The organism is Streptomyces cinereospinus (assembly GCF_042430725.1).
Lineage (GTDB): Bacteria > Actinomycetota > Actinomycetes > Streptomycetales > Streptomycetaceae > Streptomyces > Streptomyces cinereospinus.
The window spans coordinates 22,013-40,985 of the sequence record NZ_JBHMCY010000021.1 but is presented as its reverse complement, the minus strand read 5'-3'; the positions used below and the strand labels follow the sequence as shown (position 1 = coordinate 40,985).

Sequence of the window (18,973 nt, the reverse complement as noted above, 5' to 3'; positions counted from 1 at the left end):
AGCCGCCGAACAGGAGAGGATCCCCATGGCCGACACCGTGCTCTACGAGGTGCGCGACGGGCTCGCGACGATCACGCTGAACCGCCCCGAGGCGATGAACGCGCTGAACATCGAGGCCAAGGTCGCTCTCCGGGAGGCGGTCCGGTCCGCGGCGGCCGACGGCGCCGTCCGGGCGGTGCTGCTGACCGCGGCCGGTGACCGGGCGTTCTGCGTGGGCCAGGACCTCAAGGAGCACATCGGGCTGCTGGCCGCCGACCGCGAGACGGGCGGGGGACGGACGATGAGCACCGTCCGCGAGCACTACAACCCGATCGTGCGGGCGCTGGCGGACATGGCGAAGCCCGTGGTCGCGGGCGTGAACGGGGTCGCCGCCGGGGCCGGCCTCGGCTTCGCGCTGGCCGCCGACCACCGGGTCGTGGCGGACACCGCCGCCTTCAACACGTCGTTCGCGGGGGTCGCGCTGACCGCCGACTCCGGCGTCTCCTGGACCCTGCCGCGGGTGGTCGGGCCCGGGCGCGCCACCGACCTGCTGCTCTTCCCGCGCAGCGTCACGGCCCAGGAGGCGTACGAGCTGGGCATCGCCAACCGGGTGGTGCCGGCGGCGCGGCTGCGGGCGGAGGCCGAGCAGGTGGCCCGCGCGCTGGCCGAGGGGCCGACGGTGGCGTACGCCGCGATCAAGGAGGCGGTGGCGTACGGGCTCGGCCACTCCCTGGCCGAGACGCTGGAGAAGGAGGACGAGCTCCAGGCGCGGGCGGGGGCGTCGCAGGACCACGGGATCGCGGTGCGGGCGTTCGTGAACAAGGAGAAGCCCACGTACCTGGGCCGCTGACCGCCCGTGCGCCCGTGCGCCCGTTCAGCCGACGCGGCGTGCCACGCAGTCCGCGAGATGGTCGTCGACCAGGCCGCACGCCTGCATCAGCGCGTACGCCGTCGTCGGCCCCACGAAGCGCAGGCCCCGCTTCTTCAGGGCCTTGGACAAGGCCGTCGACTCCGGCGTGACCGCGGGGACGTCGGCGAGCGTCTTCGGGACCGCGCGGGTGGCCGCGTCCGGGGCGTGCGACCAGATCAGCGCGTCCAGCTCGCCCGGCGCCCAGCCGGCCAGCGCGCGGGCGTTGGCGAGGGTGGCGTCGATCTTGGCGCGGTTGCGGATGATGCGCACGTCGGTGAGGAGCCGCTCGCGGTCCTCGTCGGTGAAGGTGGCCACCGTGGCGATCTGGAAGCCGGCGAAGGCGGCGCGGAAGCCGGGGCGGCGGCGCAGGATGGTGATCCAGGACAGTCCGGACTGGAACGCCTCCAGGGACAGCCGTTCGAACAGCGCGTCGTCGCCGTGGACCGGACGGCCCCATTCCTCGTCGTGGTACGTCACGTAGTCCGGCGTCGACAGGGCCCACGGGCAGCGCGGCGCGCCGTCCTGGCCGGCCAGGGCGGTGCCGTCGCTCATCGCCGGCCCTCTTCTTCCTGGCCGGGCCCGTCCAGCGGGACGCCGGCGGCCTGCGCGCCGGCCAGGGCGGACTCCAGGTCGGCGATCCGGGCGTCGCGCTCGGCCAGCTCGGCGGCGAGGCGGTTCAGCGCGTCGTCGACGTCGGTCATCCGGTAGCCCCGGAGCGCGAGCGGGAAGCGCAGGGCGTCGACGTCCTCGCGGGCGAGCGGGCGGTACGGGGGCAGCGGGTCGTGCAGGCGTTCGGGCGCGGCCTCGGGCAGCGGGCCGCGCTCGCCGCCGCCGACCACGGCGAGGGTCACCGCGGCGGCCACGACGGCCAGGGCGACGACCAGGAAGAGGAACATAACCATCGCTGAGGGTCCCCACGCGGAGTGTGCCGGCGCACGGGTGGCGTACGCCGACGACGGATGTGTCAGGGTCCGATCGTGCCATGCGAGTCTGACAGTTAGGGTCACAGGCGGTCGGTGCGGGCCTGGGGCCCGTCCGACGACACGAACGAGGAGAGGTCACAGGGGATGCTCAGGCTGGGCAGGCGGGAGTTCGACCCGCGCGAGCCGGTGGTCATGGCGATCGTGAACCGGACCCCGGACTCCTTCTACGACCGGGGGGCCACGTTCCGCGACGAACCCGCCCTGGCGCGCGTGGAGCAGGCGGTGGCCGAGGGGGCCGCGATCATCGACGTCGGCGGGGTCAAGGCGGGTCCCGGCGAGGAGGTGACCGCGCAGGAGGAGGCGCGGCGCACGGTCGGGTTCGTGGCGGAGGTGCGGCGCCGGTTCCCGGACGTGGTCATCAGCGTGGACACCTGGCGGCACGAGGTCGGCGAGGCCGTGTGCGAGGCCGGCGCGGACCTGCTGAACGACGCGTGGGGCGGGGTGGATCCGCGGCTGGCGGAGGTCGCGGCGCGGTACGGGGCGGGGCTGGTGTGCACGCACGCGGGCGGCGCCGAGCCGCGTACGCGGCCGCACCGGGTGACGTACGACGACGTCATGGCGGACATCCTGGGGGTGACCCTGGGGCTCGCCGAGCGGGCGGTGGCGCTGGGGGTGCCCCGGGAGTCGGTGCTGATCGATCCCGGGCACGACTTCGGGAAGAACACGCGGCACAGCCTGGAGGCGACGCGGCGGCTCGGGGAGATGGTCGAGACCGGGTGGCCGGTGCTGGTGTCGCTGTCCAACAAGGACTTCGTCGGGGAGAGCCTGGACAAGCCGGTGAAGGAGCGGGTGATCGGCACGCTGGCCACGACCGCGGTGTCGGCGTGGCTCGGGGCCCAGGTGTACCGGGTGCACGAGGTCGCCGAGACCCGTCAGGTGCTGGACATGGTGGCGGCGATCGCGGGGTGGCGCGAGCCCGCGGTCGCCCGCCGGGGCCTGGCCTGACCGGCCCCTCCCGGGGCCGCGCGGGTGCGGCCCCGGGGCGTCGGGCGGTCTAGCGTCCCGCCTCCTTGGAGACCAGCGCCACCGCCTCGTCCACGTCGTCCGTCACGTGGAACAGGTGCAGGTCCTTCTCCGCCGCCTTGCCCTGGGCGACCAGGGTGTTGCGCAGCCAGTCGACCAGGCCGCCCCAGTAGTCGGTGCCGAACAGGACGATGGGGAAGCGGGTGACCTTCTGGGTCTGGACGAGGGTGAGGGCCTCGAAGAGCTCGTCCAGGGTGCCCAGCCCGCCGGGCAGGACCACGAAGCCCTGCGCGTACTTGACGAACATCATCTTGCGGACGAAGAAGTAGCGGAAGTTCAGCCCGATGTCGACATACGGGTTGAGGCCCTGTTCGAAGGGCAGCTCGATGCCCAGTCCGACCGAGATGCCGCCCGCCTCGCAGGCGCCCTTGTTGGCCGCCTCCATCGCCCCGGGGCCGCCGCCCGTGATGACCGCGAAGCCCGCCTCCACCAGTCCGCGGCCCAGCCGGACGCCGGCCTCGTACTCGGAGGTCTCGCGCGGTGTCCGGGCGGAGCCGAAGACGCTGATGGCGGGCGGGAGTTCGGCGAGCGTGCCGAAGCCCTCGATGAACTCCGACTGGATGCGCAGGACGCGCCACGGGTCGGTGTGCACCCAGTCGGTGGGCGCGCGCTCGTCCAGCAGCCGCTGGTCCGTGGTGCTCGCCGTCACCTGGCTCCGCCGCCGGAGGACCGGACCGAGACGCTGCTCCTCCGGCGGCCGCTGCTTGCCCTCGGGGTTGCCGGTAGCCATGTGAGCTCCCTCCGCTTGCGGGGTGTTTCCACCTCAGCGTAGATCCACGCCGGTTACGGAGGGGGTACATGCGCGTGTCTGCAACAAAGCGCCCGCGCGGAGAGCCCCCCGCGCCCCCGCGCCCGCCGGGCGGTCACGCGCTCACGCGGTCAGCCAGGCGCGCAGCCGCTCCTCCCCCGCCAGGATCTTCGCGGTCTCCACCCGCTCGTCCCGCTTGTGCGCCAAGTGCGGGTTGCCGGGACCGTAGTTGACCGCGGGGACGCCCAGCGCGCTGAAGCGGGAGACGTCCGTCCAGCCGTACTTCGGCTGGGGAGTGCCGCCCACCGCCTCGATGAAGGCCGCCGCGGCCGGGTGGGACAGACCGGGCAGCGCGGCGCCGCTGTGGTCGTCGACCACGAAGTCGGTGACGCCGCAGTCCGCGAACACCTCGCGGACATGGGCGATCGCCTCCTCCTCGGTACGGTCCGGGGCGTAGCGGAAGTTGACCGTGACGACACACTCGTCGGGGATGACGTTGCCGGCCACCCCGCCCGAGATGCCGACCGCGTTCAGGCCCTCGCGGTACTCCAGGCCGTCGATCACCGGGTAGCGGGGCTGGTACGCGGCGAGCCGGGCCAGGATCGGGGCCGCCGCGTGGACGGCGTTGGAGCCCATCCAGGAGCGCGCGGAGTGGGCCCGCTCGCCCGAGGTCTTCAGCAGCACGCGCAGGGTGCCCTGGCAGCCGCCCTCGACCTGGCCGTCGGACGGCTCCAGCAGCACCGCGAAGTCACCCTCCAGCCACTCGGGGTGCGCCTCGGCGACGTGCCGCAGCCCGTTGAGATCGGCGGCGACCTCCTCGTTGTCGTAGAAGACGAAGGTCAGGTCGCGGTTGGGGGCCGGGACCGTGGCCGCGATGCGCAGCTGCACCGCGACGCCCGCCTTCATGTCGCAGGTGCCGCACCCCCACAGCACCCCGTCCTCGTCCAGCCGGGAGGGCACGTTGCCGGCGATCGGCACGGTGTCGATGTGCCCGGCGAGGATCACCCGCTGCGAGCGGCCCAGGCCGGTGCGGGCGACGACGTTGTTGCCGTACCGGTCGACGGTGAGGTGCGGCAGGGCGCGCAGCGCGTTCTCGATCGCGTCCGCGAGGGGCTTCTCGTTGCCGCTCTCCGACGGGAAGTCGACGAGCTGGGCGGTGAGCCGGGCGGCGTCCAGGGCGAGGTCAAGCGGGGAGTCGGCCATACGCCGACCCTAGCGTCCCCGACCTGCGGGTACTTTGCGCACCCGGCTCCGGTCACTCCGTACTCTCCAGTACCTTGGACGCGTGCCAGAGCCGTCCCCCACTCTCCAGCGTCGCGGCCGCCTCCTCCGTGCCGGGGCGGCCTTCGTCGTCCTGCTCGCGGTCGCGGGCTATCTCGCGGTGCAGTACCTCACCGGCGGCACCGGCGGCCCGGGGTGCCGGGTCGTCTCGGCCGACGGCGACGGGGCGACGTACGAGTTCACCCCCGAACAGGCCGTCAACGCCGCGACGATCAGCGCCGTCGGCACCGCCCGCGGCCTGCCCGAGCGAGCCGTCACGATCGCCCTGGCGACCGCCCTGCAGGAGTCCGCGCTGCGCAACATCGACCACGGCGACCGCGACTCGCTCGGCCTGTTCCAGCAACGGCCGTCGCAGGGCTGGGGCACCGAGGAGCAGATCATGGACCCGATCTACTCGGCGGGGATCTTCTACGACCATCTGGCCGAGGTGCCCGGCTACACGCGGCTGCCCCTCACCGTCGCCGCCCAGCGCGTGCAGCGCAGCGGCTTCCCGCAGGCGTACGCCAAGCACGAGCCCGACGCGACGCTGCTCGCCGCCGCCCTCACCGGGCGCGCCGCGGCCACGCTGACCTGCGAGGGCCGGCCGGGCGCGACCCCGGCCGCCGGTCCGGACGCGGTGCGCTCCGCGCTCGTGCGGGACTTCGGGCGGGACGCCGTGCAGCAGGCCGGGGCCGAGGTGGGCACCCCGGCGCCGGCTCCCACCCCGGACCTGGTCACCGAGACCAGCGGGCGCACGGTGACCGTGCCCGTGGCCGCGGAGGCCGACGGGCGCGACCCCCGGGAGCGCGGCTGGCAGCTCGCGCACTGGGCCGTGGCCAACGCCTCGGCGCTGCACATCGAGCGCGTCTCGTACGCCGGGCGGGAGTGGACCGCGGGGCGCGCCGACAGCCGCTGGCGCACCGCGGCGGGCGGGGCGCAGAGCGCGGACCGGGCGGAGGGCGCGGCAGCCGCGGACGCCGTCCGCATCGTCACTGCGCAGTAGTGCGAGCGGTCACCCCCACGGGTTACGTGCGTCCCCTCGGCGCGACGGGGTGCACAGGTTTTCGCGACCGCACCCGCGTAGGTCGCACAACCCTTGGGAACACCGGGCCGTAAGGATTCGGCAGACTGTCGGACCGGGTACTCTTTGCCCGTTTTTATCCGCAGCCGATAATGCGACGCATTGCCAACTCTTTACGTTCGGCCGCCGCAACCTTCGCGGGCTTCGAGCGGTAGTCACTGCGTCCGAGCCCGGAAGCTCCGGACCGCGACCGACATCGCGGGGTCACCTTCCGGGCGCGGCTGGACACTTCACCGTTCTCTCCCGTCGAAGGAGCACCATGTCCCTCCCCCTGACCCGTCGGATCGCCCGTGCCGCGCTGCTCGTCGCAGCGGGAGCGGCTGCCGGGGTCGGTGCGGCCGGCTCCGCCAGCGCGGCCCCCGAGCTGCCCGCCGCCCCCAACCTCGGCGGGCTGACCGCCCTGGACGGGGCGGCCATCGGCAACACCATGGACAGCACCGCGCGGAACGTCACCGGCACCGCCGGCGACACCGGCAGCAAGGCGGTCAGGACGGCCGTGCCGGCCGCGGGCAAGACCGGTGGCCAGGCCGCGAAGAAGGCGGCCCCGGCGGTGCAGAAGGCCGCGGGTGACGCCGCCGGGGCCGCCGGAGCCCTCGTGGGCGACGCCGCGTCGACCGCGGCCAAGGGCGGGCTGCCGACGGACGGGCTCACCAAGGGCGGGCTGCCCACGCAGTCGCTGCCGGCCAAGGGGCTGCCGCTCGGCTGAGTGCCGGGCGCCCGGCGCGGCGGGGGTCCAGGGAGTTCCCTGGGCCCCCGCCCTCGCGTTCACGCCAGGCGCTTGACCGCCGCCGCCACCCGCTCGTCCGTCGCCGTCAGGGCCACCCGGACGAAGGTGCCGCCCGCCTCGCCGTAGAAGTCGCCCGGCGCGACCAGGATGCCCCGCTCGGCCAGGTGGGCGACGGTGGCCCAGCAGGACTCGCCGCGGGTCGCCCACAGGTAGAGGCCGGCCTCGCTGTGCTCGATCCGGAAGCCGTGCCCCAGCAGGGCCTCGCGCAGGGCCGCGCGGCGGGCGGCGTAGCGGTCGCGCTGCTCGCGGACGTGGGTGTCGTCGCCCAGGGCCGCCACCACCGCCGCCTGGGTCGGCGCGGACGTCATCATGCCGCCGTGCTTGCGGAGCTCCAGCAGCGGGCCGAGGACGGCCGGGTCGCCGGCCAGGAAGGCGGCGCGGTAGCCGGCGAGGTTGGACCGCTTGGACAGGGAGTGGACCGAGACGACGCCCTCGCAGGAGCCGCCGTTGACGTCCGGGTGGAGGACCGAGACCGGGTCGGCCTCCCAGCCGAGCTCCAGGTAGCACTCGTCGGAGAAGACCAGCACGCCGTGCTCGCGGGCCCAGGCGACGATCCGGGTCAGCTCCTCCTTGGGCAGCACCTCGCCGGTCGGGTTGGACGGCGAGTTCAGCCACAGCAGCTTCAGGTTCGCCGGGTCCAGCTCGGTCGGGTCGTCGTACACCTCGTGGTCCGCACGGGCCAGGCGGGCGCCCACCTCGTAGGTCGGGTAGGCGAGGCGGGGGTAGGCGACCCTGTCCCCGGGGCCGAGGCCCAGGTGGGTGGGGAGCCAGGCGACGAGTTCCTTGGAGCCGACGATCGGCAGGACGTGGTGGTGGGTGACGTCCCGGACGCCGAGGCGGCGGCTCACCCAGCCGGTGATCGCGTCGCGCAGCTCGGGCGTGCCCCAGACGGTCGGGTAGCCGGGCGAGTCCGCCGCGGCGGTCAGTGCCTTCTGGACCAGCTCGGGGACCGGGTCGACCGGGGTGCCGACGGAGAGGTCGACGATGCCGTCCGGGTGCGCGGCGGCCGTCCGCTTGTACGGCGCGAGCTTGTCCCAGGGGAAGGTCGGAAGGCGGTCGGAGACTGCGGGCACGGTGTCTGGCTCACTTTCTGGTGCGTCAAACGCCTCGGTCCCGTGCGGCGGCGATCAAGGTGATCGGGCCGTACGGGACCGAGGCGGCGCGGTGGGGGCCGCTTACGAGGTCACTCGCCCTGCGGGGGCAGCGCGGCGACGAAGGGGTGGTCCCGCTCGATCAGGCCCAGCTTGCTGGCGCCGCCGGGCGAGCCGAGCTCGTCGAAGAACTCGACGTTCGCCTTGTAGTAGTCCTTCCACTCCTCCGGCACGTCGTCCTCGTAGAAGATCGCTTCGACCGGGCAGACCGGCTCACATGCCCCGCAGTCGACGCATTCGTCCGGATGGATGTACAAGGACCTGGAGCCCTCGTAGATGCAGTCGACCGGGCACTCCTCGATGCACGCCTTGTCCTTGACGTCGACACAAGGCTGCGCGATGACGTAGGTCACGCTGTCGTTCCTCCTCGATAGGGCGCTGGCGGGCCTCCTCAGGCTCCGCCGCCTGGCGCGCGGGAGCGCGGCGTCGTCGATGCCCGCCCCTAGTATCTCCGTTCTTGGCCACGATCCGAACAGGAGGGGTGAACCGACCCGTGGAAATATCGTCGGCTGGCCGCCTTGAGGTCCGTATCACCGCTGCTGACGTGGGCAAACGAGTCTCCGTACGGCGGCTGGGGGACCCGTCCGCCATCGGGCAGAAATTCACCGACACGGTGGGCGTTCTCACATCCTGGAACGACGGTGTGCTGGTGATCACACGACGGGACGGCGAACGGGTGCGGATCGAGGAGTCCGCGCTGGTCGCCGGGAAGGTGGTGCCCGCGGCACCGGCCCGGCGCCGCGGCCCCGCGGCCTCCTACGAGGAACTCGCCCGGATCTCCGCGCGGGCCTGGCGGCCGCTGGAGAGCGAGCGGCTCGGCGGGTGGGAGCTGCGCGCCGCCGCCGGCTTCACCCGGCGCGCCAACTCGGTGCTGCCGCTGGGCGACCCCGGCATGCCCCTGGACGAGGCGCTGACCGCCGTACGGCGCTGGTACGGCGACCGTGGCCTGCCGGCGTACCTCCAGACCGCCACCGGGGCCGAGGGCACCCAGGAGCTGCTCTGCGCGGAGCTGGAGCGGCGGGGGTGGACGCGGGAGGTGTCCGCCGAGCTGTGGACCGGGGCCCTCGCGCCGGTCGCCGACCGGGCCGAGGGCGCCGGGGTGGTGCTGTCCCGGACGGCGGACGCGGGGTGGCTGGCGCGGTACCGGCGCAAGGGCGTGGGCGAGGTGGCGTCGCGGGTGCTGGGCAGCGGTCCCTCGGTGTGGTTCGCGGCCGTGCCCGGCGCGGGTGGCGTTCCCGCGGCCATCGGCCGGTGCGTGGTGGACGGGCGGTGGGCCGGGTTCGCCGCCGTGGAGGTGGACCCCGCCCTGCGCCGGCGGGGGCTGGCGAGCGAGGTGATGGCCGCGCTGGCCCGGCGGGCGCTGGACGAGGGCGCGTCGGCGGCGTGGCTCCAGGTCGAGACGGACAATGCCGGTGCACGGGCGTTGTACGCCGGGCTGGGCTTCGGCGCGCACCACACGTACCACCACGTCCGGGAGCCGGAGGGCAGGTAGTCATGCGTCCACTCCTCCCGCCGCCGCCGGAGCGGTCCGCCGCGCTGCGCCGGCGGTTCGCCGCGGAGGCACGGGCCGAGCGGCCCGATCTGGCGACGCTGTGCCTGCTGGTGGGCGCGCAGGCCGACGGGACGCTGGACGAGGCGGGCGCCGACGCCGCGCAGGCGGAGCTGGACCGGCTGGCCGGGCTGCTGCCGTTCCGGCCGGGCGGGGCGCGGGCCTGGGCCGTGGCGCTGCGGGAGCTGCTGGGTGAGCGGTGCGGGTTCCACGGCTCGGCCGCGGACTACCAGCGGCTGGAGTCGTCGCTGCTGCACACCGTGGTCCGGCGGCGGCGCGGGCTGCCGATCCTGCTGTCGGTGGTGTGGATCGAGGTGGCCCGGCGGGCGGGGGCGCCGGTGTACGGCGTGGCGCTGCCGGGGCACTTCGTGGTCGGCTTCGGCGAGCCGTCCGGGGGCACGGAGGGCCAGGTGCTCGTGGACCCCTTCGACGGGGGGCGGGTGCTGACCGGGCGCGACGCGGAGTTGCTGGTGGCGGGGGCGACCGGGGCGCCGCTGGACCCCTCGATGCTGGCGCCCGCCGATCCGCTGGAGGTGGTGCTCAGGATCCTGAACAACATCCGGGCGTGGGCCGCCGTCCGGGCCGAGCGGTCGGACGTGGGGCTGTGGGCCGTGGAGTTGTCGCTGCTGCTGCCCTCGCATCCGGCCCGGCTGCGCTACGAGCGGGCGCAGTTGCTGGTGCGGCGGGGGGACTTTCTGGGCGGAGCGGCCGAGTTGGAGGCGTACGCGGAGGTGGTGGGGGCCGTGGACGAGGGGGCGGCGGAGCGGGTGCGGGGGGAGGCCCGGGCGGCGCGGGCGCTGCTGAACTAGTGTGCCGCGGCGGGCAGCGTTTGCCCGTGGCGGAGCGGCGTCCGGTGCGTGCTCCCGGCGTGCCGGCCGGAAGCCCTCGTACCGGACGTACTCGGGCCTTCGGCCGGTGCGGCGGGAGTGCGTGCCGGGCGTCGCGACGGGGCGAACGTCGCCTGCCGCGGCACCGGGGCGTGGCGAGACGCCCCCGGGGCGCCCCGCGGAGAGGGCACCCGGCAGGGGCTGGGTGCCCTTTCTCGTCAGCTCGGGTCGGTGTCGATCGTCGCCACGCGGTTCGTCGTGCTCTTCAGGGCCGGGCGCAGGGCGCCGATCACGTCCTGGACCGTGACCGGGGTCTTCTGGCCGGTGCCCCGGGTGACGAGCACACCGTCGAAGGTCTTGCCGTAGAGCTCGGTCAGGGCGTCCTCGTCGTAGGTGTCGACGAGCTTGCCGTCGATCGCCTGGACGCGGAGGAACTTCCACAGGGAGTTCTCCGGGCTGAAGGCGATCGAGTGGGCCGCGTCCGTCTGCACGGTGACGATGCCGGACATCGCCGGCTCGGCGAACTCCTTCATCATCCGGTCCACCTCGGCGTCCGGCACCGTCGGCTGCCTGGTGGTGGTCGGCACCCGGACCGGCGCGGCCGTGCCGGTCTCCACCTGGCTGCGGTAGGCGTCCGCGACGGCCTCCGTGGCCTGGTCCACGGCGATGCCCTGGCCGGCCTTGCCGTAGACGGCGACCGCCTTGCCGGACTCGAACCTGATCGTGCCGTCGGTGGCGCTGCCCGCGCCGCCCGCCGCGGTCTCCAGGGCGGAGTGCAGCTTCTCCTCGTCGACCGGCATGGCCGGCTCGACCACCCGTTCCTGCCCGAAGAGCGAGCCGATCACGGAGACCGGGTTGTAGTCGCTGCGCGCCGCGGCGGCGACCGTGGCGTCGGCGTCGAACTGCAGGCCCGACTGGTCCGGCCGCAGCGACACGGTCTCGCCGCCGACGGACAGTGTCAGCGGGTTGTCGATCCGGTCGCCGAGGGCCTCGTCGAGCTTCTTGACGGCGTCGTCGCGGGTGCCGCCGCCGATGTCCACGCCGAGCACCGTGGTGCCCTTGGGCACGTCGGAGTGGTTCATCAGCAGACCGGCGCCGTAGGCGACACCGGCGGCCGCGATCACGCCGCCGCCGAGCAGCACCAGCTTGCTGCGGCCCTTCTTCTTCGTCTTCTTCTTGGCCGCGGCGGCGGGCGCCGGCTGCCGCGCCGGCTCGGGCCGCTGCGGCGGGGTGTGCGGCAGCGGCCCGTCGGTGGGGCCGCCCGGCGCGAACGGCGCGGTGCGGTCGGCGGGCGGCACGACCGGGATACCGCTGGTGAGGGTGTCCCCGGAGACGTTGTCGACGGACACGCCGTAGGGACTGCCGGGCGGCGGCTCGGGGGCCGGCTGCTGCGGGGTGAGGACGGCGGTGTCGTCGCTCAGGCCGCCGGGGCCGGGACCCGGGGCCGCGCCGGGTGCGCCGGCCGCGTTCGGCGGGACGAGGGGGCCGTCGCCGGTGACCGGACCGCCGGTCGGGCCGGCGGGGCCCTGCGGGCCGGTGGGGCCGCCAGGACGGCCGGGGCCACCGAGGCCGCCGTAACCGCTCAGGCCGGACTGCCCGGGCTGCCCGGGCTGCCCGTGAGGGCCGCCGGGGGCGCTCGGTCCGTCGGGTGCGGGGCCCCGGCCGGCCAACGCGCCCTGGGCGCCGTACGGGGCCTGCCCGTTGGGCTCCCCCTGACCGCCCCGGCCGTGCCGGCCGTTCGGGGTGTGCGGGATGTTCGGGGCGTTCTGGCCGTTCTGGCCGTTCTGGCCGTTCTGGCCGTTCTGGTGGCCCGTGGCGTACGGCTGGTCGTCGCGGCGCTGCTCGCCCGGACGGGAGCCGTTGCCGTTGCCGGTGCCGGTGCCGCCGCCCATCGGCCCCGCCGCGAGGGCCTCGGTGACGTCGAAGGAACCGGTGCCGCCGCCGTGGCCGGGTGCCACCGGGCCGCCGGTCGCGCCGGGCAGCCCGGCGCCCTTCGTACCGCCGGGGCGGGAGCCGCCCGGCGCGGTCGGGGAACCGACGGCACCGCCGGGCCGCGCGCCGCCCGCGGTCGCCGGGGCGCCGGGGCCGGCCGAACCGCCCGGGGCACCGGCTCCGTTGGCGCCGCCGCCCTGACCGGTCCTGGCCGGGCCGGACCTGCGGGGGGCGAACCAGTCGCTCGTCTTCTCCTCGGCGGGCCTGGGCGGTTGCTGCTCGGCGGGATACTCGGCCGTGCCCGTGGCGGTGGCCGCGCGCGGCGCCGCCGGCTCGTTCTCCCCGCCCTCGGCGCCGTCGGAGTCCGCGACGGGCTTGCGCACGACGACCGGCGGAATGGGCCGCGATCCGGGGATGTTGATCCGGATCCGGGTCGTCAGCGTGGTCTCGGTCTTGCGGTCCTCGGCCCCCGCGCCCGAACGGCCCGTGTCCGCACCGCTGTCGGAAGCCGTGGGTGTGCCGTAGGGCGGCGTGCCCGAGGGGTATGCGGTACCCCCGTGCCCGTTGGGCCCGGAGGACGGACTGTCAGTTTCACGACTCAAGGCAGGTTCTCCCGGTTGGCTCCACCGCCCGTCACGACCTCATGTACGCGGGCAGCTCGGCGGCGGCTCCACCATACTGGCCGCTTCCGACCGGTATCCCGCGACCGGTGGGAAACCCGCACGGGACTCGCACGAGCGCCTCGCGGCGAACCGGTACGTCATGCGCCACGTCGGGCGGACCTGTCACCGGGTTGCCGCGCGGGCGCCAGGGTGGCGCAGATCACAGCCACGGCCATGCCGCCCAGCAGGTAGGCGTAGGAGCCGACGCCCGCGGCGAAGAGGAAGTCCCCTTCCGGACGGCTGGCGGTGAGCAGGATGACGGCGAGCATCCAGCCGGCCACGCCCGCCACCGCCCCGCCCCGGCCGCGGGTCGCCCAGGCCCCGCCGAGGAACGCCCCGGCCGCGCCCGCCAGCGCGAGCAGCAGCCCGCCCGGGAACCACGCGCCCTGCACCAGCGCCCCGGCGCCCCCCACCACCAGGCCGAGCAGGAACAGGCCGGCACAGGAAGCCGCCCGCCCGGCGGAGGGACGCCGCGGCGGCCGCGCGAGCATCGGCTGCCGGTCGCTCATGACGGCGCCCCGATCCCGGCGAACAGGTCCGTCTCCCGCGCCGGGCCGCCGGCCGCGGGGACGCCCGGTGCGCCCCGTTCGCCGCGCGCCAACTCGTAGTACTCGGTGGCGAACAGCGGCTGCGCCAGCTGGTTGGAGAGCGCGAAGTACGGCTCGGCGACCTCGATCTGCGTGGCGTGCGCGGCCATCGCCGCGGCCTTGGCGGCGGCGTACGCGGTGCCGTCGATCTCGGTGGTGATCCGGGCGTCGTCGACCACGCCGGGCACGTCGCCGAGCACCGCGCTCCCGGCGAAGGCCAGCCCCGGCAGCGCCTCCGCGAGGCGGGCGAAGGCCTCCTCGGCGACGGCGCGCGGGACGCGGTTCCAGTAGACCTTGGCGATGCCGACGCCCGCCTCGGCGGCCAGGCCGGCGGCGCGCATGGCGATGCGGTGGGCCTGGATGTGGTCGGGGTGGCCGTAGCCGCCGCCGGGGTCGTAGGTGACGAGCACCTGGGGCCGCACCTCGCGGATCACCTCCAGGAGGTGGGCGGCGGCCTCGTCGACGTCCGCCTGCCACAGGCAGCCGGGGTCGTCGTTGTCGGGCAGGCCCATCATCCCGGAGTCCCGGTAGCGGCCGGCCCCGCCGAGCAGCCGGAAGTCCTCGACGCCGAGCTCGCGCATGGCCGCGGCGAGCTCGCGCCGGCGGTACTCGCCGAGCGCGGCGCCGGTCAGGTGCGCGAGCCCGGGCGGGATGACCTCGCCCCGCTCGCCGAGGGTACAGGTGACCAAGGTCACCTGGGCACCCTCGGCCGCGTACCTGGCCATGGTCGCGCCGTTGTTGATCGACTCGTCGTCCGGGTGCGCGTGCACCAGCAGCAGACGCCGGGGGGGCCGTTCCGTCATGGACCCCACCCTACGATCAGACCGGTCCGCTCAGAACCTGATGCTGCCGATCATGCCCGCGATGTTCGTCGTCAGCTCACTGATCGTGGGCGCGACGGTGGACGAGGCCAGGTAGAAGCCCAGCAGCATGCATACGACAGCATGCCCGGCCTTCAGTCCTGACTTCTTGATCAGCAGGAAGACGATGATCGCCAGCAGCACCACCGCCGAAATCGAGAGTGCCACGGCGGCTCACCTCCAAGAACCGGGATGTGGAGAAACAGGGCGAGGAAACGTGTACATCCATACAGCGGCCAGCAGGTTCATACCCACACAGCGCTAGTGATCATAACTATCCGTACGCGCGCATCGAATGGCGCACAGCCGCACAAGGGGGCGCATGGCCAATATGGTCAGGGCATGACGACCGAGCCTGACTCCTTCCCCAGACGGCACGCCCGCACCCAGCGGTTCACGCTCGGCGCGCCGCGTTCGTTCACCGTGGCTCCCGACGGTTCCCGTGTCGTGTTCCTGCGCTCGTCCTCCGGCACGGACCGGGCGAACGCCCTGTGGGTGCTCGACCTGGCGGACCGCGCCGAGCGGTTGGCGGCCGACCCGCGCGCGCTGCTGGGCGGGGCCGCGGAGCGCCTCTCGCCCGAGGAACTGGCGCGCCGCGAGCGCAGCCGCGAGGGCGGCGCCGGCATCGTCGGCTACGCCACCGACACGGCCGTGGAGTTGGCGTCTTTCGCCTTGTCAGGGCGGCTTTTCGCAGCCGAGCTGCGGGCCGGCACGGCCCGCGAACTGCCCACGCCGGCCCCGGTGATCGACCCGCGTCCCGCCCCGGACGGGCGGCACGTCGCGTACGTCGCGCAGGGCGCCCTGCGGGTGACCGGCGCCGAGGGCGAGGGCGACCGGGCGCTCGCGGAACCGGAGGCGGAGTCGGTCTCCTACGGTCTGGCCGAGTTCATCGCGGCCGAGGAGATGGGGCGTTCGCGGGGTTTCTGGTGGGCGCCGGAGTCGGACCGGCTGCTGGTGGCGCGCGTGGACGACACGCCGGTGCGGCGGTGGTGGATCTCCGACCCGGCCCAGCCGGAACGTGACCCACAACACGTCCCCTATCCAGCTGCCGGGACGGAGAACGCGGACGTCCGGCTGTTCGTGATCGACCTGGACGGGGCCCGCACCGAGGTCGTCTGGGATCGGCCGCGGTATCCGTACCTGGCGCGAGTGCACTGGTCAGCGGCGGGTGCCCCGCTGATCCTGGTGCAGGCGCGTGACCAGCGCAGCCAGCTGTTCCTGGCGGTGGACCCGGACACCGGCGCGACCCGGATGGTGCACGCCGACGAAGATCGAACTTGGCTTGATCTTTTCCCTGGAGTGCCGTGCTGGTCCCCCTCGGGGCACCTGGTGCGGATCGCGGACGAGGGCGGCGCGCGGGTGCTCGCGGTGGGGGAACGCCCGCTGACCGGACCGCAGTTGCACCTGCGGGCCGTGCTCGACGTCACGGCCGAGGACGTGCTGGTGGCGGCGTCGGCCGGGGCGGAGGCGGCCGCCCCCGAGACCGGCGAGGTGCACGTCTGGCGCGTCAACGAACTCGGCGTGGAGCGCCTCACGCGGGAGCCGGGGGTGCACTCGGCGGTGCGCGCCGGGGACGTGACCGTCCTCGTCTCGGCGACGCCGGACCGGCCGGGCGCCACGGTGCGGGTGCTGCGCGGCGGCGGCCGGAGGGAGACGGGGGCCCCGCCGGCCGACGGCTGGAAGACGGTGGCGACCATCCCGTCGTACGCCGAAGATCCCGGTCTGTCCCCGCGCGTGACGCTCACCGAGGGGGGCGCACGGAGAATTCCGTGCGCCGTGCTTATGCCACGGGACTACCACGGTGACACTCCCCTTCCGGTTTTGCTGGACCCCTACGGCGGTCCGCACGGCGCCCGGGTGGTCGCCGCCCACAACGCGCACCTGACCTCCCAGTGGTTCGCCGACCAGGGGTTCGCGGTGGTCGTCGCCGACGGGCGCGGCACACCCGGCCGCTCGCCCGCCTGGGAGAAGGCGGTCCGCGGCGACTTCACCGTCTCCCTGGACGACCAGGTCGAGGCGCTCCAGGACCTGGCGCGCAGCCACCCGCTGGACCTCACCCGGGTCGCGATCCGCGGCTGGTCCTACGGCGGGTGGCTGGCCGCCCTGGCCGTGCTGCGCCGCCCGGACGTCTTCCACGCGGGCATCGCCGGCGCCCCGGTGACGGACTGGCGGCTGTACGACACCCACTACACCGAGCGGTACCTGGGCCACCCGGCCGAGGCGCCGGCGGCGTACGCCCGGAGCTCGCTGATCACCGACGACGGCCTGGCCGCCGCGGCCGGACCGCACCGCCCGCTGATGATCGTGCACGGTCTGGCCGACGACAACGTGGTGGTCGCCCACGCCCTGCGGCTGTCCTCCGCGCTGCTCGCCGCCGGCCGCCCGCACGAGGTGCTGCCGCTGTCCGGCGTGACGCACATGACCCCGCAGGAACAGGTCGCCGAGAACCTGCTGCTGCTTCAGGTGGACTTCCTCAAGCGGTCGCTGGGCCTGCCCCGGTGACGGCGGCGGGCCGGGGTGACATGGCGCACCCCGGCCCGCTTCACGGCACCCGCACGGCCGTACGCCACAGAGACTGCCGCGTCCGTATATCGGAGCCGGGTCACCTCGGTTGCCGGTGTGTTACCGCCGCTCCTCGGGCGCCACGACCTGCGTGTCCTCGGCGAAGTGGCAGGCGGAGGGGTGCGCGGCCGGGCCGCCGGTCAGGCGGTACCCGGCGGGGACCGCCAGCTGCGGGACCTCCCGGGCGCAGCGCTCCCGGGCCTTGAAGCACCGGGTGCGGAAGCGGCAGCCGGACGGGATGGTGGTCGGGGAGGGCACGTCACCGGCGAGGACGATCCGCCGGCGGTGCGCGCGGGCCGCCGGGTCGGGCACCGGGACGGCGGAGAGCAGGGCCTGCGTGTAGGGGTGCGTGGGGTGGTCGTAAATCTCGGTGTCCCGGCCGGTCTCCACGATCCGGCCGAGGTACATCACCGCGACCCGGTCCGAGATGTGCCGGACGACGGACAGGTCGTGGGCGATGAAGAGGTAGGAGAGGCCGAACTCGTCCTGCAGCCGCTCCATCAGGTTCACGACCTGCGCCTGCACGGACACGTCCAGCGCGGAGACCGGTTCGTCGGCGACGATGATCTCCGGGCGCAGCGCCAGGCCCCGGGCGATGCCGATCCGCTGGCGCTGGCCGCCGGAGAACTGGTGGGGGTAGCGGTTGACGTACTCGGGGTTGAGGCCGACGACCTCCAGCAGTTCCTGCACGCGTCCGCGCCGGTCGCCCTTGGGGGCCGCCTCGGGGTGGATCTCGTAGGGCTCGCCGACGATGTCGCCCACCGTCATGCGGGGGTTGAGGGAGGTGTAGGGGTCCTGGAACACCATCTGGATGTTGCGCCGGACGGCTTTGAGCGCCCTGCCGGACAGCCGGGTGACGTCCTCGCCCTTGTACCGGATCACCCCGGCCGTCGGCCGCTCCAGGTGCACCAGCATCCTGGCGACCGTCGACTTGCCGCAGCCGGACTCGCCGACGATGCCGAGGGTCTCGCCCCGGTGGAGCGTGAAGTCGACGCCGTCGACCGCCTTCACGGAGCCGACCTGCTTGCGGAACAGGACGCCCCTGGTGAGCGGGTAGTGCTTGACGAGCCCGCTGACCTCCAGGATCGGCTCAGCCATCCAGGCACTCCCTCCAGAAGTGGCAGGCGCTCCGGCGCTGTCCGGACACCTCGTGCAGCGGGGGCACGTCCGTCCGGCACACGTCCCGGGCCATCGGGCAGCGCGGGTGGAAGGCGCAGCCCGGCGGGATGTCCAGCAGGCTCGGCGGCAGGCCCCTGATGGCGTGCAGCTCCCGCCCCTTGCGGTCCAGGCGCGGGACGGACTCCAGCAGGCCGCGCGTGTAGGGGTGGGCCGGGGCCTTGTAGAGGTCGTGCACCGGCGCCGACTCCACGATCCGGCCCGCGTACATCACGGCGATCCGGTCGGCGACGTCGGCGACCACCCCCAGGTCGTGGGTGATGAGGATGAGCCCCATGTCCAGCTCGCGCCGCAGCTCCGCGAGCAGGTCCATGATCTGGGCCTGGACGGTGACGTCCAGGGCGGTGGTGGGTTCGTCGGCGATGATCAGGGCCGGTTCCAGGGCGAGCGCCATCGCGATCATGATGCGCTGGCGCATGCCGCCGGAGAACTGGTGCGGGTACTGCCTCACCCGCTCCCGGGCGGCCGGGATGCGCACCCGGTCCATGAGCTCGACGGCCCGGGCCCGGGCGTCCTTCTTCGACATGCCCCGGTGGACGACGAACATCTCGCCGAGCTGGTCGCCCACGGACAGCACCGGGTTGAGCGAGGACAGCGCGTCCTGGAAGATCATCGCCATCTCGGCGCCGCGCACCCTGCGCCGCTCCGCCTCCTTCAGCCTGAGCAGGTCGCGGCCCCGGAAGAGGACCTCGCCGCCGGTGATCCGCCCCGGCGGGGTGTCGAGGATGCCCATCACGGCCTGCGCGGTGACGGACTTGCCGGAGCCCGACTCGCCGAGCACGGCGAGCGTCTCGCCCGCGTCCACGCCGTAGCTGACGCCGTTGACGGCCTTGGCGATCCCGTCCCGGGTGTGGAACTCCACGTGCAGGTCGCGTACGTCGAGCAGCATGACGGCG

General features: G+C 74.4%; 19 protein-coding genes. 7 read left to right on the top strand and 12 right to left on the bottom strand.

Going from position 1 to position 18,973, the window contains the following annotated elements; all coding sequences use genetic code 11:
- Positions 1 to 19: 19 nt before the first annotated feature.
- Positions 20 to 829, top strand: a complete 810-nt coding sequence (gene chcB, locus ACFF45_RS13595; RefSeq protein WP_446697134.1) for a 2-cyclohexenylcarbonyl CoA isomerase — start codon at positions 20 to 22, stop codon at positions 827 to 829.
- Between the two features lie 24 nt (positions 830 to 853).
- On the opposite strand, the gene ACFF45_RS13590 is transcribed toward chcB, so the two are convergent.
- Positions 854 to 1,441, bottom strand: a complete 588-nt coding sequence (locus ACFF45_RS13590) for a DNA-3-methyladenine glycosylase I (protein ID WP_381346040.1) — start codon at positions 1,439 to 1,441, stop codon at positions 854 to 856.
- Complete coding sequence (locus ACFF45_RS13585; RefSeq protein WP_381346038.1) at positions 1,438 to 1,791, bottom strand: DivIVA domain-containing protein; 354 nt, start codon at positions 1,789 to 1,791, stop codon at positions 1,438 to 1,440. Before ACFF45_RS13585 ends, ACFF45_RS13590 begins: the two co-directional genes overlap by 4 nt.
- Before the next feature lie 165 nt (positions 1,792 to 1,956).
- Here ACFF45_RS13585 and folP point away from each other — a divergent pair, with 165 nt between their 5' ends.
- Positions 1,957 to 2,817, top strand: coding sequence for a dihydropteroate synthase (gene folP / locus ACFF45_RS13580; RefSeq protein WP_381346036.1), 861 nt, complete (start codon positions 1,957 to 1,959; stop codon positions 2,815 to 2,817).
- A gap of 49 nt (positions 2,818 to 2,866) precedes the next feature.
- On the opposite strand, the gene ACFF45_RS13575 is transcribed toward folP, so the two are convergent.
- Together ACFF45_RS13575 and dapE are read right to left on the bottom strand one after the other, a co-directional pair.
- Positions 2,867 to 3,625 carry an LOG family protein gene (locus tag ACFF45_RS13575; RefSeq protein ID WP_381346034.1) on the bottom strand — a complete coding sequence of 253 codons (759 nt, stop codon included), beginning with the start codon at positions 3,623 to 3,625 and terminating at the stop codon, positions 2,867 to 2,869.
- Between the two features lie 141 nt (positions 3,626 to 3,766).
- Positions 3,767 to 4,846, bottom strand: a complete 1,080-nt coding sequence (dapE, locus tag ACFF45_RS13570; protein ID WP_381346033.1) for a succinyl-diaminopimelate desuccinylase — start codon at positions 4,844 to 4,846, stop codon at positions 3,767 to 3,769.
- A gap of 82 nt (positions 4,847 to 4,928) precedes the next feature.
- Here dapE and ACFF45_RS13565 point away from each other — a divergent pair, with 82 nt between their 5' ends.
- Together ACFF45_RS13565 and ACFF45_RS13560 are read left to right on the top strand one after the other, a co-directional pair.
- Complete coding sequence (locus tag ACFF45_RS13565) at positions 4,929 to 5,906, top strand: VldE C-terminal domain-containing protein (protein ID WP_381346031.1); 978 nt, start codon at positions 4,929 to 4,931, stop codon at positions 5,904 to 5,906.
- A 337-nt stretch (positions 5,907 to 6,243) separates the two neighbouring features.
- Positions 6,244 to 6,690 (top strand): ATP-binding protein, encoded by a 447-nt coding sequence (locus ACFF45_RS13560; protein ID WP_381346029.1) that lies wholly within the window; start codon positions 6,244 to 6,246, stop codon positions 6,688 to 6,690.
- A gap of 59 nt (positions 6,691 to 6,749) precedes the next feature.
- Here ACFF45_RS13560 and ACFF45_RS13555 read toward each other — a convergent pair whose 3' ends face one another.
- Both ACFF45_RS13555 and fdxA read right to left on the bottom strand, forming a co-directional pair.
- Positions 6,750 to 7,844: a bifunctional succinyldiaminopimelate transaminase/glutamate-prephenate aminotransferase gene (locus ACFF45_RS13555; protein ID WP_381346027.1), complete on the bottom strand. Its 1,095-nt coding sequence runs from the start codon at positions 7,842 to 7,844 to the stop codon at positions 6,750 to 6,752.
- A gap of 110 nt (positions 7,845 to 7,954) precedes the next feature.
- Complete coding sequence (gene fdxA, locus ACFF45_RS13550) at positions 7,955 to 8,275, bottom strand: ferredoxin (protein ID WP_023546973.1); 321 nt, start codon at positions 8,273 to 8,275, stop codon at positions 7,955 to 7,957.
- Between the two features lie 140 nt (positions 8,276 to 8,415).
- Between fdxA and ACFF45_RS13545 the strand changes: the two genes are divergently transcribed.
- Together ACFF45_RS13545 and ACFF45_RS13540 are read left to right on the top strand one after the other, a co-directional pair.
- On the top strand, positions 8,416 to 9,414 hold the full coding sequence (locus ACFF45_RS13545) for a GNAT family N-acetyltransferase (RefSeq protein ID WP_381346025.1): 999 nt from the start codon (positions 8,416 to 8,418) through the stop codon (positions 9,412 to 9,414).
- Positions 9,415 to 9,416: 2 nt separating this feature from the next.
- Positions 9,417 to 10,280, top strand: a complete 864-nt coding sequence (locus tag ACFF45_RS13540; protein ID WP_381346024.1) for a transglutaminase family protein — start codon at positions 9,417 to 9,419, stop codon at positions 10,278 to 10,280.
- 236 nt (positions 10,281 to 10,516) lie between these two features.
- Here the strand turns inward: ACFF45_RS13540 and ACFF45_RS13535 are convergent, their stop codons facing one another.
- From ACFF45_RS13535 to ACFF45_RS13520, 4 genes are all read right to left on the bottom strand, one after another.
- Entirely contained in the window at positions 10,517 to 12,832 is a 2,316-nt protein-coding gene (locus ACFF45_RS13535; RefSeq protein WP_381346022.1) for a hypothetical protein, read from the bottom strand.
- 158 nt (positions 12,833 to 12,990) lie between these two features.
- Entirely contained in the window at positions 12,991 to 13,401 is a 411-nt protein-coding gene (locus ACFF45_RS13530; protein WP_381346020.1) for a DUF6113 family protein, read from the bottom strand.
- Positions 13,398 to 14,282, bottom strand: coding sequence for an N-acetyl-1-D-myo-inositol-2-amino-2-deoxy-alpha-D-glucopyranoside deacetylase (gene mshB, locus ACFF45_RS13525; RefSeq protein WP_381346018.1), 885 nt, complete (start codon positions 14,280 to 14,282; stop codon positions 13,398 to 13,400). Before mshB ends, ACFF45_RS13530 begins: the two co-directional genes overlap by 4 nt.
- A gap of 30 nt (positions 14,283 to 14,312) precedes the next feature.
- Positions 14,313 to 14,507, bottom strand: a complete 195-nt coding sequence (locus ACFF45_RS13520) for a hypothetical protein (protein WP_381346016.1) — start codon at positions 14,505 to 14,507, stop codon at positions 14,313 to 14,315.
- 174 nt (positions 14,508 to 14,681) lie between these two features.
- Between ACFF45_RS13520 and ACFF45_RS13515 the strand changes: the two genes are divergently transcribed.
- Complete coding sequence (locus ACFF45_RS13515) at positions 14,682 to 16,841, top strand: S9 family peptidase (protein WP_381346014.1); 2,160 nt, start codon at positions 14,682 to 14,684, stop codon at positions 16,839 to 16,841.
- Positions 16,842 to 16,961: 120 nt separating this feature from the next.
- Here the strand turns inward: ACFF45_RS13515 and ACFF45_RS13510 are convergent, their stop codons facing one another.
- Positions 16,962 to 17,999 (bottom strand): ABC transporter ATP-binding protein, encoded by a 1,038-nt coding sequence (locus ACFF45_RS13510; RefSeq protein WP_381346012.1) that lies wholly within the window; start codon positions 17,997 to 17,999, stop codon positions 16,962 to 16,964.
- Positions 17,992 to 18,966 (bottom strand): ABC transporter ATP-binding protein, encoded by a 975-nt coding sequence (locus ACFF45_RS13505; protein ID WP_381346010.1) that lies wholly within the window; start codon positions 18,964 to 18,966, stop codon positions 17,992 to 17,994. The genes ACFF45_RS13510 and ACFF45_RS13505 overlap by 8 nt, the downstream gene beginning before the upstream one ends.
- Between the last annotated feature and the right edge of the window lie 7 nt (positions 18,967 to 18,973).

Excerpts from the sequence above, each read along its gene's own strand:
- ACFF45_RS13590 (WP_381346040.1), bottom strand. The coding sequence starts at position 1,441 with ATGAGCGACGGCACCGCCCTGGCCGGCCAGGACGGCGCGCCGCGCTGC.
- ACFF45_RS13585 (WP_381346038.1), bottom strand. The coding sequence starts at position 1,791 with ATGGTTATGTTCCTCTTCCTGGTCGTCGCCCTGGCCGTCGTGGCCGCC.
- folP (WP_381346036.1), top strand. The coding sequence starts at position 1,957 with ATGCTCAGGCTGGGCAGGCGGGAGTTCGACCCGCGCGAGCCGGTGGTC.
- ACFF45_RS13575 (WP_381346034.1), bottom strand. The coding sequence starts at position 3,625 with ATGGCTACCGGCAACCCCGAGGGCAAGCAGCGGCCGCCGGAGGAGCAG.
- dapE (WP_381346033.1), bottom strand. The coding sequence starts at position 4,846 with ATGGCCGACTCCCCGCTTGACCTCGCCCTGGACGCCGCCCGGCTCACC.
- ACFF45_RS13560 (WP_381346029.1), top strand. The coding sequence starts at position 6,244 with ATGTCCCTCCCCCTGACCCGTCGGATCGCCCGTGCCGCGCTGCTCGTC.
- ACFF45_RS13540 (WP_381346024.1), top strand. The coding sequence starts at position 9,417 with ATGCGTCCACTCCTCCCGCCGCCGCCGGAGCGGTCCGCCGCGCTGCGC.
- ACFF45_RS13530 (WP_381346020.1), bottom strand. The coding sequence starts at position 13,401 with ATGAGCGACCGGCAGCCGATGCTCGCGCGGCCGCCGCGGCGTCCCTCC.
- mshB (WP_381346018.1), bottom strand. The coding sequence starts at position 14,282 with ATGACGGAACGGCCCCCCCGGCGTCTGCTGCTGGTGCACGCGCACCCG.
- ACFF45_RS13515 (WP_381346014.1), top strand. The coding sequence starts at position 14,682 with ATGACGACCGAGCCTGACTCCTTCCCCAGACGGCACGCCCGCACCCAG.
- ACFF45_RS13510 (WP_381346012.1), bottom strand. The coding sequence starts at position 17,999 with ATGGCTGAGCCGATCCTGGAGGTCAGCGGGCTCGTCAAGCACTACCCG.
- ACFF45_RS13505 (WP_381346010.1), bottom strand. The coding sequence starts at position 18,966 with ATGCTGCTCGACGTACGCGACCTGCACGTGGAGTTCCACACCCGGGAC.